This is a genomic window from Cylindrospermum sp. FACHB-282 (assembly GCF_014697195.1).
GTDB lineage: Bacteria > Cyanobacteriota > Cyanobacteriia > Cyanobacteriales > Nostocaceae > Cylindrospermum.
Genome location: NZ_JACJRJ010000011.1, coordinates 23,938 through 37,386 on the forward strand (window position 1 = coordinate 23,938; position 13,449 = coordinate 37,386).

At 39.6% G+C, this 13,449-nt stretch carries 13 protein-coding genes; 1 reads left to right on the forward strand and 12 read right to left on the reverse strand.

Annotation, left to right across the window (positions count from 1 at the left end):
* Window positions 1–70: 70 nt before the first annotated feature.
* The 10 genes from H6G32_RS07870 to H6G32_RS07915 all read right to left on the reverse strand — a co-directional run bounded on the left by H6G32_RS07870 (window position 71) and on the right by H6G32_RS07915 (window position 10,379).
* Entirely contained in the window at window positions 71–784 is a 714-nt protein-coding gene (locus tag H6G32_RS07870) for a hypothetical protein (protein ID WP_190456825.1), read from the reverse strand.
* Between the two features lie 97 nt (window positions 785–881).
* On the reverse strand, window positions 882–1,841 hold the full coding sequence (locus H6G32_RS07875; protein WP_190456828.1) for a glycosyltransferase family 2 protein: 960 nt from the start codon (window positions 1,839–1,841) through the stop codon (window positions 882–884).
* A 162-nt stretch (window positions 1,842–2,003) separates the two neighbouring features.
* Window positions 2,004–2,981 carry a glycosyltransferase family 2 protein gene (locus H6G32_RS07880; RefSeq protein ID WP_190456829.1) on the reverse strand — a complete coding sequence of 326 codons (978 nt, stop codon included), beginning with the start codon at window positions 2,979–2,981 and terminating at the stop codon, window positions 2,004–2,006.
* A 138-nt stretch (window positions 2,982–3,119) separates the two neighbouring features.
* On the reverse strand, window positions 3,120–4,343 hold the full coding sequence (locus H6G32_RS07885) for a glycosyltransferase family 4 protein (protein WP_190456832.1): 1,224 nt from the start codon (window positions 4,341–4,343) through the stop codon (window positions 3,120–3,122).
* A 4-nt stretch (window positions 4,344–4,347) separates the two neighbouring features.
* Window positions 4,348–5,214, reverse strand: coding sequence for a class I SAM-dependent methyltransferase (locus H6G32_RS07890; protein ID WP_190456835.1), 867 nt, complete (start codon window positions 5,212–5,214; stop codon window positions 4,348–4,350).
* Window positions 5,215–5,255: 41 nt separating this feature from the next.
* On the reverse strand, window positions 5,256–6,173 hold the full coding sequence (locus H6G32_RS07895; RefSeq protein ID WP_190456837.1) for a class I SAM-dependent methyltransferase: 918 nt from the start codon (window positions 6,171–6,173) through the stop codon (window positions 5,256–5,258).
* A 21-nt stretch (window positions 6,174–6,194) separates the two neighbouring features.
* The gene (locus H6G32_RS07900) at window positions 6,195–7,493 is read right to left on the reverse strand and encodes an ABC transporter ATP-binding protein (protein WP_190456839.1); all 1,299 of its coding nucleotides are present in this window, start codon (window positions 7,491–7,493) and stop codon (window positions 6,195–6,197) included.
* Window positions 7,494–7,559: 66 nt separating this feature from the next.
* The gene (locus H6G32_RS07905; protein ID WP_190456843.1) at window positions 7,560–8,402 is read right to left on the reverse strand and encodes an ABC transporter permease; all 843 of its coding nucleotides are present in this window, start codon (window positions 8,400–8,402) and stop codon (window positions 7,560–7,562) included.
* A gap of 16 nt (window positions 8,403–8,418) precedes the next feature.
* Complete coding sequence (locus H6G32_RS07910; RefSeq protein WP_190456845.1) at window positions 8,419–8,847, reverse strand: hypothetical protein; 429 nt, start codon at window positions 8,845–8,847, stop codon at window positions 8,419–8,421.
* A 182-nt stretch (window positions 8,848–9,029) separates the two neighbouring features.
* Window positions 9,030–10,379 (reverse strand): glycosyltransferase family 4 protein, encoded by a 1,350-nt coding sequence (locus tag H6G32_RS07915; RefSeq protein ID WP_190456846.1) that lies wholly within the window; start codon window positions 10,377–10,379, stop codon window positions 9,030–9,032.
* A gap of 435 nt (window positions 10,380–10,814) precedes the next feature.
* On the opposite strand from H6G32_RS07915, the gene H6G32_RS27530 reads away from it, so the two are divergent.
* Complete coding sequence (locus H6G32_RS27530) at window positions 10,815–10,910, forward strand: IS1/IS1595 family N-terminal zinc-binding domain-containing protein (protein WP_441306993.1); 96 nt, start codon at window positions 10,815–10,817, stop codon at window positions 10,908–10,910.
* A gap of 1,023 nt (window positions 10,911–11,933) precedes the next feature.
* On the opposite strand, the gene H6G32_RS07925 is transcribed toward H6G32_RS27530, so the two are convergent.
* Entirely contained in the window at window positions 11,934–12,740 is an 807-nt protein-coding gene (locus H6G32_RS07925) for a pentapeptide repeat-containing protein (RefSeq protein ID WP_190456850.1), read from the reverse strand.
* Window positions 12,741–12,750: 10 nt separating this feature from the next.
* Window positions 12,751–13,392, reverse strand: a complete 642-nt coding sequence (locus H6G32_RS07930; protein WP_190456852.1) for a hypothetical protein — start codon at window positions 13,390–13,392, stop codon at window positions 12,751–12,753.
* Window positions 13,393–13,449: the final 57 nt, after the last annotated feature.

Consider the following 13,449-nt stretch of genomic DNA (forward strand, 5'->3'; position numbering starts at 1 on the left):
TTTAGGTTGAAGTGATGGGAAACTTCTGGGTTGGGCTGTGAACTACGTATTTGATGAGAGAATTTTGTCATCATCCTAAAAATTTAGATTTAAATCTCTTTATTAGCCACAAAAAATAATCCTTGATTAGCTTATTTCTTAATTTTTCCCCTTCTGGCGTTTTTATTTTCCGTATAGCCTGCCAGTTAGGCTGTCCACTATGTAGCAAGCCATTCAATACACTTGGCCAGGGATATTCAGAAACATAGTGTTTATCACCCAGGACAATTCTTTCAAATTGCCAAGGATCTAAAATTGAATTATCTAAAGCATATTCGCACACAGACAATAGATGCTCCATATTCCATATAGCAGGCTGAAGCTGGCTATAGAATGGAAAACTCTGAGGAACACTATATAATTTCAGATTATCAATATAAACCCGTTTATCTTCCCAGTCAGAATTATATGTTAAAAAACTGACACAATTCAGTTGGTTTTTATAAATTGTCCTTTCCAGTTTTGATAAATACGATTCAGATATTTTATCTAAAGGGATTAAATCTTCTAACAACAAGTAAGCATAGTCTAAATTGCTGTATTTATCTTTTAGGCATTTCAAACCTGAATATAAAACAATCAACCATTTATCTGATTCAACTGTAATTACGTTCGGGTGATTAATATTTTTGCCATCTGTCAAAAACCAAATTTCTGGGTGATTAGGCCAAGCATAGTTTAGATATTCTAGAAAATAGTTGCAATATTTTTCATATCCATGATACGTAACTATAATTAAAAGCATTTATCACCTTCCTTTAACATAATAAAAAACACGATTTAAATGGAATTTAATAGTTAATTATGACTAGAAAATTCTATAAATCGGACAGACTTGTAGTTCATCTTGCTAAAATTCTTTTAGTTTGTCGGTAAGCTAAGGCAATCGCCTCTGCCTGTTCGTATCCTAGCCATTTTGACAACTGTCGCAAAGTTTTTGGACTGGAAGGAAGATAATTTGGGTTCAGGTGATGAATTTTGGCAAAAACCTCGGAGAACTTTGGACGGTTATACTCAAAATAGAATCGGGCTATTTGTCCGTAAACTTTTTCTAATGCAATAAGACGCTCTGGAGTTATGCCACCATTAGCTTTCCAAATATCCTCTACTTGGCAAGCATTCAGGAAGCAATCCTGAACAAAGTTAGCAGGGTGACGACGCGATAAGCTATTATTAGTTTTTTGAACTCGATAATCTGCTTGCACACCAGGTACATAAACAAATTTACCTCCCACTAAAGCTGCATCTAAAAAAAAGCGAGCATCCTGAATAATTGGCAGAGATTCATTCCAACTTCCAATCGCTTCAACAATCCGGCGGTGGTAAACTAAAGCAGCAGGCGGTGCCCAAAAATCTGTAAACAAAGCAATCTCTGGATTAGGATTAATATCTTCAATCTGCCTCACTACAACTTCCCCTGGATAAAAGTTGTTATCTTCCCCTTCTTCTAGTTTTTGCCAGTCTGAATAGGCTACATCTGCACCAGTTTTAACAAGAGCATTTACCCGCTTCTCTAATGCATCTACTCGCAAAAGGTCATCTGCATCTAAATACTGAATGAATTGACCCTGAGCCAGTTTTGTGCCTCGGTTACGTGCTGCACTAGCACCTTGATTAGATGTAAACTCTGCTCTGACTTTTGATCCCAATGAGCGAATCAAAGTTGCAGTATTGTCAGTTGAACCATCATCAATTAGGATAATTTCATAATCTTTTAGGTTTTGATTAAAGACACTTTCTAGGGTGGCTGATAAAAATTTTGCTGCATTGTAGCAGGGAATTATTACCGAAACTAAGGGCATTTTCAGATCCTAACTTTAATTTAACTAAAGATGTTCAAATATAATAAGTGTTCAGAAGCAATTAATTACACAAACTATGAACTAAAAGTCTTGCCTAATAAAAAAGCAGTATGTCATTAATTATGTGTAACTACTTATTTTGTTAAATTTTAGTCAAAAACATTAACGAAAAAGTAAAGAAGACCGCGCTGGAACTAATTTAAAATTACCTGACATTCGGTCAAACAGAGCAGCGCTCCAATTTCTTGAGTAGGGCAACACGTCATAAACTATAGCTAATAGCAATATAGCAGTCAAGAATCTAGATAGTCTAGTTCTTAGTAATCGATGAATCAGACGATGACTTAAAGGAAGCTTTTGAATATAAGCAAGTATTGCTGTAGATTCTGAGTGAATATTGACACTATTAGCTGTTTTTTGTAAATCATGCCAACGCATGGCTGAAAAAATAGCAGTAGTTAATAGAGGTTTTTCGTATTGCATTAGCTGAAAATGGAAAACGGTATCAAACACGTTTTGATAACTTTCAGATAATCTGATATTCATTTTTTTGATAAATTCCAAATTAACAAAAGTAGCATCTTGTGGAAAGTCAACAATTCCCAGACCTATTACACTTGGGTCATATCTCCAAGCAGCACATATTTCTCCAAATGAACCTGACTGATTAATTTCAATTCTCATGCCACTAATCCATTTGGGATTGTCTATAAGTTTAGATATTTCTGCAAGTGTTATTAAAGAATTTTGTAGTAATATGTCATCACTATTCAGCCAATTGAACCACGTACCAGTCGCTAATTCAATGCCTTTATTAATTGCACTTGCTTGCCCCTGGTCTTTTTCACTCACCCAATATGTCAGCCAAGGCTCATACTTTTTAATAATGTCAACTGAATTATCAGTACTCCCGCCATCAATAATAATATATTCCAAATTGGGATAGCCCTGAAGTAATACTGAGCGAATAGTTTCTTCTATAAACTGACCATAGTTATAATTTGGTGTCACTATGGTGATTTTGGGCCATTCTGACCCATCTGGCATTTTTTCAGGTAATTTCTGAGTTTCATCTGTCCAGGGCCAGCCAATTTTTCCTGGCAGTGGTAGAGGAAGTGTACTTAAGTTTTGGCCACTCATTTTGAGGCTATCCTATAATTAGTTAAAGTGCTTATAAAGATTCTTTATCATCTGCTAATAAAATGAGCCATAGCACACTTTTATTAAAAAATAACTAGCCAATCCTAATAATTAACAAGTATAACTAGGTAATCTAGGTCAATTTTGATATAGCTGACGATATAGCTCAATATATCGCTGGGCTTGTAGTTCTAGTGGGTATTCTTCTAGGATGATCGCTCTACAGTTTTCACCCATAAGATCGCGTTGTTGGCGATCTTCTAAAAGCTGGACAATACCGTTACAGAAATCTTGAGCATTTTCTGGTGACGCCAAGTAACCTGTGACACCTGGACGCACTAGATCGGGAACGCCGCCAATTTTGAATGAAACTATTGGCGTTCCACAGGCCATACTCTCTTGCAGCACCAAGGGTAGATTGTCAGCACGGGTGGGAAAAATGAACAAGTCAGCAGCAGAATAGGCAATACATTTGAGGCGATCGCCACTGACGTAGCCCAGATTTAGGTTTCCCATCCCCACAGATTGCGATATCGCTTCACCACCATCACCAATAGTAATCAGTACAGTTTCGGCTTTTAGAGATTCTGGTAAGCTTTGTAGAGCTAAAAGAAGCAAGTCACTACCCTTACGAGTATCTTGAAGGGATTGAGAGGCAAACATCAAGACCTTTTGATTGGGCAGTATACCCAGAAGCGAACGGCATTTTTGAGGATCGAGGGGCTGATAGGCTTCTGTATCAATACCGTTGGGAATGCAATGAATTGGCAATTGGTTGAGCATGCTCTGCTGCACTTGCTCAGTCAGCCAATGACTGAGAGTAACAATAGTTAAATGAGAGCGACTATAAACCCAATTTTTCAGCTTCCACTCTAGGCTGGTATTATCTCTGGCAATAGCTGGATAGATATTCGGATAAGGACATTTGCCACATCCACTTTTCCAGCGATCGCAATCATAACTATAGGCACAATGCCCAGTAAAGCTCCACATATCATGAAGCGTGAATACAGCAGGTTTACTTTCTGTCAATGCGGGAATCGCCAGGTAGTTAAAAAAACCTGTATGCAGGTTATGAAAGTTGAGAACATCAGCCTGTTGGTAAAAGCTATGCTGGGGAATATCAAAGCTGCTGAATAGGTGGATATAATTTAGCCCAAAACGCCCAGTAAAGCGATAAAGCTGGTTTTCCATGCGGCGTTTAGTGGTAGGAACTGTCGCCACGCGATCATTACTATTTTTAGCTGATCCCACGAGTAATCGCGAATTAACACCCTGTGCTAGCAAACCTTGGTGTAGTCGGTAGCCTGCGATCCCTGCACCACCACCAGTATCTGACTGATTTATGTGTAGTATATTCATACTACTATTTGATAGCCTCCATAAAAATAGAGTCAGGTTTGTAAACACTTCCGTCAACTTCTGTATCAAGATTAAAACTAGTCCAGTTCGGGATATAACTGGCAGTAGCTGTTTGCTGAATAATATTCTGAAAACCGCATTTTTCTAAAAGAGTTTTTAGTGAATAGTTGTCATACATCCATTGGTGAATCTCACCCCCTTGGCGAAAGCGCCCAATTTCTAAGGCGATATATTCTTTACCCAGCAATAATTTGAGTAATGTTTCCCATCGGTAGGTCGGATAGCGGAAAAAGCGATAAATTTTCTTTAAAAATTGCTTTATTTCACTTTCTGAAATTGGTTTATTTTGCATATTTTTTCGACGCTGTTCAGCAGACAAAATAAAATTTTTACCTTCAGCACCTATCCTCTGGATAACAAATTCTTTATTGGTGATCAACTCTTTAGACAAATATTTTCCCATTTCTCCACCAGATTTATTTCTAATGGTTTGATCATACATTTCTAATAATATCCATTCATAGTTATCAGCCCATTCCTGGGAGCCATATCTAGCTTTCTCTAGAGCTAATAAATAGGTTATGGCTATTTGTTCTAAATCTGGAACGACTACTCTTATTACGCCTTGAGGGGATAAGACACGATAACATTCCTGCAAAAAAAACTCAGCGGATGATTTAGTAAAATGTTCTAGAACATGAGAGTGGTAAACTACATCAAATGATGCATCTGGAAACGGAATTCCTTCGACTAAGTTATGGCCAATTATACTTTCATCTGTTGAAGTAAAGTCTATATTAGTCCAAGCATGATGAAAGCGACGACCACAGCCAAGATTCAAATAATTAAACGTTTTATTAGAAATCAACATATTCTATAGACAGCGCCGATAATTTTCATAACCAATACTATTTAGCCAAGTTTCTCAAAACAAACATATAGCGTATGCCCTGGAATCAAATTTCGCAGAAAAGAAGAATTTTTTAGTATGGGTTTTAGAATATGATGGGAAACTCGACGGGTTATTTTTTCCAACAAGATTAGCTTTGGCATCGGAAATAATTGATCTGACAAATAAGAATCAACGTGGTAAGTAGCCAGAGGTTCTATCCTGAATTTCTTAACTCTAAGAGGAAAAATAGAGGTAAGGCTATCGAAACTTTTTTGACTCCATCGAGTCATATGATGAGGTGGCTGATCTAAGAGATGATTTTCTATTCTTTTCAGGAAAGATTCAGCATTCGGTACAGATATGATTAAATTTCCCCCTGGCTTAACTAGCTTAATCAACGATTCTAAAAAAATATAAGGATCTGAAATATGCTCTAAAACTTGAAATGAACAAACGGCATCAAAGTAGTTTGCCATATCAATGGAAAAATCATGTACGTCTAATTTTAAAACAGGAATTCCCTTTTTTTGGGCATATTTAACTGCATTTGAATTTAACTCAATGCCCTGGGCATCTAATTTTAGTTTTGTACATAGACGTTCTACAAAAGCACCTCTTCCGCAACCTACTTCTACTACTTTCTGACAATTTTCTAAATCTTGCAGAGCAACATTATGCTCCCATTTTTCAGGCATATAATACCAATCATACTTTTCAAGTTGCTCGTAGAGCTTATCAGAACCAGCAATATCAAAAGGTACAAAAAACATTAGATTTGTCTGATTACAGCGATACAGATAAATTTCTTCCTGTTCACCAATTTCCTCTGTAATATCTATTTGAAATTGCTGATGCCAAGCTTCAATTATCTGACTTCTCTTCAAAATAGTTAGTATAGTGACATCGCTAGATTTATTAATAGGACTAAACACAGTCATTGTGTCCTCACTGAGAATTAGTTAGTTGTTAGCTAAAACAGGGTTTTGTTCTTCCCAAGGTAAATCAATCATTACCACACCAATATTATTATATTCTTGATACCTTGCTAACTTAGTTCCAGTTTCGTTAATCGAAAAACTAAGTATATGTTGGTGATAATCAAAAGTCTGGATCATTGGCTGGTGAGCACCAATGCTAATGAAGTAATGATCTGGCATTAAAAACATAGAGGGAATTTTTATCGAAACCTGATGAATCCCCACATTCCTTTCATTGATTTTTTCAGGTTGGCAGTCTGATTGGTGACTAGTAAAGACTACTTTGCCATCATGAGTTTCAACCCGAAAAGATAGCTCTATGTCTTTGATCAAACTTGTAACTTCATAAAGTATTTTGATATAAAATGGATAACGAATATCTATTTCTGAAGAAATTTCATTATGATGATCAACAATTGAAACTTCTCTAAAAAATATGGGCTTATTAGTACTAGGCGTTAGCTTTTTAATGGCACTACTATTACTATTACTATATGATGCTAAATAGTTATAAACTACTGAATTAACATTTCCAATGCTATCAATCTGACCGGAGTTAAGCAATACTCCCTTAGTGCATAGTTGTGTAACAATGCCCATGTTATGGCTGACAAAAATAACTGTTCGTCCTTCTTTACCAACACTCTCCATTTTGCCCAAGCATTTCTTTTGAAACTGAGAATCTCCTACTGCCAGAACCTCATCTACAATCAATATTTCTGGTTCTATATGAGATGCAACAGCAAAGGCAAGACGCACATACATTCCAGAGGAATACCGCTTCACAGGGGTATCTAAAAACTTTTCTACCTCGGCAAAGTCTACAATCTCATCAAACTTGCGTTGAATCTCTGCCTTACTCATGCCCAGAATTGCACCGTTGAGAAAAATATTTTCCCTACCAGTCAACTCTGGGTGAAAACCTGTACCCACTTCCAATAAACTAGCAACTCGCCCTTTAATGTGAATTTTTCCTGTTGTTGGTTCCGTAATCCGGCTGAGAATTTTCAGCAGGGTAGATTTCCCTGCACCATTTCGGCCAACAATACCTATTCTGTCACCTTGCTTAATCTCAAAGGAAATATCTTTTAATGCCCAAAACTCTTCGCGAGTGGAATTATATACTTCTTTGTCAACAGGTTGGAAGATTTTTTTACCCAGAGACTTCGCGCCATTGCTGATTGATTCTCGTAAAGATTTATATTTGCCTTGCCTGTCTTGCTGATGGCTGAGAACGTACTTTTTACTTAGATTTTCTATTCGGATTACTGTATCTGACATTGGCGCTTTACTCTGTCAAAATAGCGTTTTCATCAATATGGATCTAGTGAGGGTTGAAATTTTCTGTTAGATCACATCCGCAAATGTCCGTTCCATCCTGCGGAAGTACCAGATACCACTCCAGAGTAACAAAACCACTAGGGCCATAGAAAGCCCAAAACCAGGTAAGTACAGCTTCGACTCTCCGCCTAAAATCGCCCAGCGGAAGCCATCTATTACCCCTACCATTGGGTTCAAGCAATAAATTAAGCGCCACTGTTCCGGCACAATATTACTACTAAAGCCTACGGGGGATATATATAGGCCAAACTGAACTATAAACGGCACTATATAGCGAAAATCTCGATATTCTACATTTAGTGCTGCCAACCATAGCCCTACTCCCATGGAAGCGGCAAAGGCAATGGCAGTGAATAATGGCAGTGTTAGTATCCGCCAACTGGGTACATAGTTAAACCAAGCCATCAGCCCTAACAGAATCATGCCAGAAACCATAAAGTCTACAAAGCTGACAATTACTGCACTGGTGGGCACAATCAGACGGGGGAAGTAGACTTTTGAGATCAAGTTGGCATTGCTAATTAGACTGCCGCTACACTCACCAAGGGCATTGGCAAAAAACTGCCAAGGTAGCATGCCAGCAAATACCAGAATTGGATATGGTACGCCTTCTGAGGGTAAATTTGCCAATTTTCCAAAGATTACGGTGAACACTACCATTGTCAAAAATGGTCTGATTAGTGCCCAAACCATGCCAATTGCAGTTTGCTTGTATCGGACTAGAATGTCACGCCAAGCTAGAAAGTAGAATAGTTCTCTATATTTCCACAAATCTCGCCAATACTGGCGTTCTGTGCGTCCGGCTTCTATCACCAATTCTTGCTGGGAGGCAATTTCTTGACTACTCATGGTTAGTATTCATCGCTTAACGCACAAACTGGAAATCTTTGATGCCGTAATAGCCAACCTGCCCTGCTTGCCTGCGAGTAAATTCTCCCACAGAAGGGTTTCCTTGGGGATCGATGACTCCTGTTGCTTGCTGCCACAGTTCTTGTGGCGCTAGTGAAAGTTCGTAGGTGCTATGGTCGCGCTTACAGACGTGATACCACTTTGTTTGCTGGCACTGAGGACACCAGAAAGCTTCTAACCATTCTTTTTGTATAAGAACTGTGGTTTGGTTGGCAACTAACATTAATGCGCTCCGGCGGCTCATGCCCCGTTGCTCTAATTGTCCTGCTTGATCGGCAAACAGATGATATTTCTGACTCCTGCTATCGAGATAGCAGTTATGAACTGGACAGTAGATAGCTCGGCGTTTTGAACGTTTCCGATTTCGGTCACACCTTCTCTGCAATTCGACCTCCCACATCAGTCTGTAGACAACAAAGTCTGGAAGGTTACGTTAGAAGGACTGAGATCAATAAAGACCATCGAAGCCCATCTTTTGAATTAGAAACTAGCTATTTAATATAGCTGATGCTGCAAGCAAGGCTATACCCTAGTAAAGGGTAGCAGTCTGTACTTATGCTGTCAAACTTATTTTGTCCGACTGGGAGACATGGTTCTCACCTCGTCAGCTAGTATCGCTTGTTGTAAAACTTCTAAGTATTGTTGAGATATTATTCTGGGTGTGAAGTGCGATCGCAAATACTGACGACCGGCTCTCCCCATCCGCTGCCCTAATTGCTGATCGTAAATCAACAAGCGAATAAATTGGGCAAGACTATAACTGTCTCCATTATCAAATGTGGAACCACATTGAGCTTCAGTAATTAGTTGTTTGAGATAGGAATACTGAGAACAAATCACTGCCACTGGTCGTCCTGATGCTAAAGCTGAGTAAATCTTACTAGGTACGACCAAGTTTTCTGTAGATGCATCCACGCTCACTAGTGACAAATCGCAAGCTGTTAGGGAATAGGGCAGTACCTGCTTGTCTTGATACGGTAGAAATAAGAAATTTTTCAAGCCGAATTGCTTCACTTGGAGTATGGCATCATCACGTTTGGCGCCACTGCCAATGAAGACAAACTGAACTGGCTCATCTTGCAGTTGTTTTGCCGCTTCCAGGATAGTTTCTATATCATGACAGCGGCCCATATTCCCTGAGTAGAGTACGGTAAATTTTTTAACTAGGTCGTACTTCCAGGCAAACCAGTTTTCTTGCTTGGCAATTGGGACAATCACTTCTGGGTCTGACCAACTGTGAATCACAGAAATCTTATCGGCTATCTGCGGACAAATGGCAGTCACCTGCTGTTTCATCCCCGGACTGAGTACCACAATCCCCTTAGCTTTTAGCCAAACCTGTCTGTTAATTGCCTGCCAAACCCGTGTGATCCAGTGATCCTTTGAGATTACTCCTAGTGCGATCGCAATATCGGGGTAAAGGTCATAGAGTATGCAGATATAGGGCAGTCGGAACAAGACATACATCAGATATCCGATAACTGGCAAAAATGGGGGAGCTGTAGTTAGTAACAATATGTTGCGACGACGGCAATTTTTGAACAGATGGAGTGCAGCCCGCAAGGTGTATAAGACACCATTGACGGCTTTACCACGAATTCGTCCTGGCCATAATTGAGCAGTGCGCGATCGCTGAATTCGGATTCGACCCGCTTGTTCAACGGCTGGAGCATTAGGAGAGTTAAATGCATATCCAGGCTGGCTGGTAAATACCTCAATATCTATGCCTTGCTGCCCTAACTGTTTTACGAGTTCCTCAATCAACTGCCCCGTAGCAGCATAGTCTGGAGGGAAAAATTGGGTGATTACAGACAATTTGATGGATTGCTGAGTTTTTATAGAATCCTGATTTTCAGGTTCTAGTCTCGTAGAAATGGATGGTGACAGTTTTTGATTAATCCATTCATTAAGTCTCATTGGCTGTATCCTACAGTAGAAATCTTGTTGAAGATGCTGCTGAACTACTCAAATTTAGGCTCTAGTTTTTGAAATAAATTTGATGTTCTGCGTTCAGTCCTACCTTATTGCTTGAAGGGCAGCTAAAGTAGCTGAACTTTCGTTCTATATTCTTGATGAATTTAAGCCACATCAAACTATCACTTTTTGAAAAAAAGATGGAAAACAATATCACCAAATAGCCCATAGACTAGATATACAGGGCAATCTAAACAGTGAATATACCCCAAAAGTAGCAGCCCGACAACAAAGAAAATCACTGCTATTGTTATTAGTAACCACAGATAAGCACATATTTTAATAAAGGTATAACCACGCTACTTGACACAGTGCTGTAGATGCAAGCAACAACCTAGTACTTAACTACTTTATACACATTGCACGATAAAAATTATCATGCAATGTTCGCGATGTAGTTCCATTCAAATTTATAAAAACAGTTGGCATGACGGCAAGCAGAACTACCTCTGCCAATATTGCGACGCTGAATAGTTATGACATCTACCAGTCCTTTATTGATCACCTTGACCATCTGAACTAGTAAAACTTTCATGACCTACGTTGAGGGTAAAAAAAGATACACACAGCAATACTTAGCTTGGTTGTCAGACCAAACTTTTAGCGACTTCAAGTCTACGGTTATTATTAAAGCACCAATTGGATTATTGGCGTACTACTTGAATGACTATCATGTTCCTATTCTCACATAAATTATCTTTTTGTTATGCAACGCCATAGAGATGGCACAGAGAGCTTGCTGTCAGTGCTTGCTCACTAATAGTGAAAAATTAAACTTTAATGCCTGAAAATCTACACCTCATATTCGATCATTTGCGTCAATGCATACGTTCTAACATATTATCTCTGCACAAGAATGCCAGCCTCCCATACTATTCGACAGTTTACAGGCAAAGAATTTTTTACCATTATTCACTACGTCAAGATTTACACACTCTTACCCACTACGTCAAGACTTACATACTGCAAAGTTTTTATGCAAAGTGTTCTGGATTTCCTCTTGACCTCGATGTTTATGTAACTCTATACAAGCTTCGCTAATTACATAGCGGTAATTACTTAAGCAATTCAAAATTATTACTTCAGCATTTAAAATTTTAATAAATAAATAATCGTGAGTTTAGAGAACATTGAATTTTTATGCATTAATTCCGATATATCTGGCGGCACAAAAAATCTTACTCTGAGAAACTAAAGCGAGCAAGGCAAAAACATGGCTGCAGCCATCGTTTGCAGGAATAGTTTAGCTCAACTTTATCCATAAAAAGATTAAAAAATGTGCCTGTTTTGCACAATGAAGTAAAACAAAGACATCAGATAGTAGTGACCCCTACCGCTTGGGAAAACATGAAAACCGAGGCAACTAACTAGTAGAGGTATTAGTATCAGTGAGTTAATAGAAGAATTTGGAAAGCGACTAAAGTCGCCTCCGACTTATCCCCATGTCTGAAGCCACTTGCTCTGCGTCTGGCTTTCCGGTCAAAATATTTTTGCAAACTAATCGTGCTTTGAAGAGTCAGGCATAATTGTCTCCTGAAGATTCACTCCGCTGAGGTTAGCCCCTCGGAGATTTGCACCTCGGAGATTTGCACCTCGGAGATTTGCCCCTGTCAAGTTCGCTTCTTGGAGATTAGTCCAACTCAAGTCAGCCTTGCTCAAGTCAGCCTCCCTCAGGTTAGCGCGCAACAGGTATGCACTATTGAGGTGAGCCTGGCTTAGATTAGCTTTGTACAGGTTTGTTTTATAAAGGTAAGCCCCCATCACTTCCGCCTCATATAGGGTTGCTTCACTTAGGTCAGATGCAATCAAGTTAACTGCAACTAGGTTGGCGAAACAGAGATTAGTCCGGCGAAGCGTCGATGTACCCAAATCGGCATCTCTCAAGTTAGCGCCTCTGAAGTCAGCCCCAATCAGGTTAGCATCAGCGATAACAGCGCCTTTGAGATTTGCCTTACTCAAATCAGCTCCAATCAGATTGGCATAACTTAGATTTGCGTATGTAAGTATGGCATCACTCAAGTTAGCTGCACTCAGATTAGCTGTACTCAGGTTAGCTTCAATGAGCTTGGCTCTGTAAAGGTTAGCGCTACTGAGGTCTGCACCGCTGAGATTTGCTCGCACCAGTAAAGCATTTTCTAACTCTACCCTACTCAAGTTTACTCCTTGGAAGTTAGCTCCTCTGAGGTTATCCCCTTGTAGATTCGCGGCGCTGAGGTCTGGTGCAATCTGGGGATTTTTCTCTCTCCACTCAATCCATGTAACTGCACCTGCTTTTAGTAAAGCCAGATGCTCTCGATTTGCCATTTTCTCTCCTTTATTCCTGACGTCCACTTTGGGGATTTGCCCGGCCAGCGACTCTTTCAATCGCCGTTAAGGCTCCTGCTGCACCTGCAATAATATTCTGTTCTTGTCCACCTAAGTAAAGGCGCCCAAAGCTGCCTACAGCCTGAACCTCAAGGATATTAATCGCTGCTGCTTTCTCTGCTTCATTCGCAGCCAGTGCGGCGTAAGCGGCAGGCTCAACTTCTAATACATACAATGTTTGCCCTGCTAGTAGTAGCTGTCCCCGTCGCGTGCGATTGATAAGTTGTGTTTGGTAAGCATCTATGTTGCGTATGATCTGACTAGAAACGACACGAGGTTTGAGACAATCCTCTTTGTGGACTCCTAGTGCCGCTAAAATGGCTTGACCAGCAGCACGGGTTTCGCCTTGGGAGCTAGAATGAATTTCCAATAGACCGTATAGTCGTTCGACTACCTGGACACCCGGTCGGACAGAGGCAGCTTTGAGGGCGATATCTGTAATTCGATTAATTTCGATGCCAGGAGAGATTTCAATCCAAAGTGATGTATCCCCTGGTAATGGCAAGAAACCTTGGGCTACTGTTCCCATATATGCGGCATGTTGAGGTTGCAGGCTGTCGAGAAATACGAAACTGCGTAGCTCTATTCCCAAGATTTTGCTCTCCAGTCATGAGGTAAAAGTTATCTCTTGCAATACATGAGTGTACCG